2 protein-coding genes are annotated in these 1,931 nt (G+C 75.6%); both read right to left on the bottom strand.

Going from position 1 to position 1,931, the window contains the following annotated elements; all coding sequences use genetic code 11:
• Window positions 1-691: hypothetical protein (locus tag OZN99_RS30665; protein WP_270938991.1), on the bottom strand; the 691-nt coding region annotated here is incomplete at its 3' end.
• A 22-nt stretch (window positions 692-713) separates the two neighbouring features.
• Window positions 714-1,931: glycosyltransferase (locus tag OZN99_RS30660; protein ID WP_270938990.1), on the bottom strand; the 1,218-nt coding region annotated here is incomplete at its 5' end.

Below are 1,931 nucleotides of genomic sequence, written 5' to 3'. Positions count from 1 at the left end.
CCCGCCCGCCGGCCAGCGCCAGCACCGCGCCCAGCACCAGCTGCCAGGCATCCACGCGCCGGCGCGGCCGTTCCGCCGCCTTTGCCTCGGCCAGCGCCGCCAGCCGCGCATCCAGCCGCGTCAGCCAGATGTCGAGCGTGCCCAGCCGCTCTTCCAGCCGCGCCTGGACGGTGGCGACCTGCATCGCCGCGGCGCCGCCCTCGCCACCGCCGCCGCGCTGCGCACGCGACAGCTGCGCGATGGCGGCGCGCAGCTCTTCGCGCAGCTCCTTCTGACCGGCGGCCAGCGTCTCGATCTCGCGGCGCGACTGCACGGCCGTCACGGTCTGGGCGCGGGGCACGCGGAAGTTCAGCTTCTGCTCCGTGCCATCCTCGGAGATGGCGACGATCGCCAGCTCCGACTTCCGGGCGACGCATTCGGCGGGCAGGCGCATCTCGAAGGCGTGGTTGCCGTCGCCGATGCCGGCGGGCTGCAGGTCCTTGCGCGCGAAGTCGGCGCGCACCTCCTGCAGCACCAGGCCGTCCAGCCGCGCTTCCACGCGCAGCCTCTCGCCGGGGCGGTCCGGGCGCCAGACCCAGCCGTAGATCCGCTCCGCGCCGACCACGTCCACCGCGCCCCTGATCGCGACGGGCGTCGGCGAGGCGGCGGGCGTCACGGGACGAAGGGCGGGTTCGACCACGGTGTCGGGCATCGTGCCTCCTGGAGAAACGCTGTCATGCGGCGGTGCGCCGCGTCGCGCCCGGTGGAGCGCGCCGGCGTTCGGCCAGCAGGGCGCGGTAGAGATCGAGGTGGTCCGACGCGACCGCATGAAGGTCGCGCGGCTGGCGGATCCCGGCGGCCAGCCTGTCCCACAGGCCGGAGGTGGCGACGGCGCGGCGCATCGTGGCGGCCCAGCCCTCGGCGTTGCCGCGCGGCGCGTGCAGCCCGTCCACGTCGTCGCGGACCAGCTCCGCCATGCCGCCAACATCGGTGCAGATCACCGGCCGGCGATGGCGGAAGGCTTCCAGGATGACCAGCGGCGCGTTTTCCCACCAGAGCGAGGGCACCAGCACCCAGTCGGCCCGCTGGATCAGCCCGGCCATCTCGTCCGGCAGATAGATCCCGTGGTGGCGCGCCGCCGGCGCGGCGGCCAGCGCCGCCTCGAATTCCGACCGGAAGGCCGGCGCCTGTGGTGGCACCGGGCCGTGCAGCGCCAGCCCATGCGCCTCGCCTGCCGCGGAGAGCCTCGCGGAGGCATCCAGCGCCAGCAGCGCGCCCTTGAAGCGGCCGATGGTGCCGAACATCGCGAAGCGGTCGCGCCGCCCATCCGGCGCGGCGCGAGGCGGCGCCGGAGGCATCGCGGCGACGCCGTTGCGGATCACGGTGATGCGCGCCGGATCGTAGCCCGCCGCCACGAAGCGGTCGCGCAGGCATTCGCTGGGCGCGACCAGCATGTCGGCGCCAGCCAGCGCGCCGGCCAGGTGCGCGCGGCGCAGCGCAAACTCCGCCGCGCTGCGGTCCGGCACGCAGCGCCGGCAGCCCTCCGGCGAGGGGCCATGGCACAGCCTTCCGTCGCGGCGCAGCAGCTGGCCCTCGCGCGGGCAGATCGCGAAGTAGTCGTGCAGCGTGACGACCAGCGCGGCGCGCGGGGCCAGCCGGCGCAGCAGGTCCAGCGTCTCGACGCCCCAGGCCAGCGGGTGGTGCAGGTGGATCGCATCGGGCCGAAGGCGGGTGACGAGCGGTCCCAGCGTCGCCACCAGCCCCAGCGCATCGGGCTGCGCCATGTGGAAGCGGTCGAAATTGCCCAGCGAGACGAGGAGCTCGTCATCGGGCGCGCCGCCGCCCACGGCTTGCAGGCGCGTGCCCGGCAGCGGCGCCCGCTGCGCCGGGTCCGCCGCGGCCAGCAGCAGCCCCTCGACGCCATGCGCATCGCGCAGCGCGCGGAACAGCCC

The organism is Falsiroseomonas oryzae, from assembly GCF_027856955.1.
Lineage (GTDB): Bacteria > Pseudomonadota > Alphaproteobacteria > Acetobacterales > Acetobacteraceae > Falsiroseomonas > Falsiroseomonas oryzae.
This window is presented reverse-complemented; position numbering and strand designations above follow the sequence as displayed.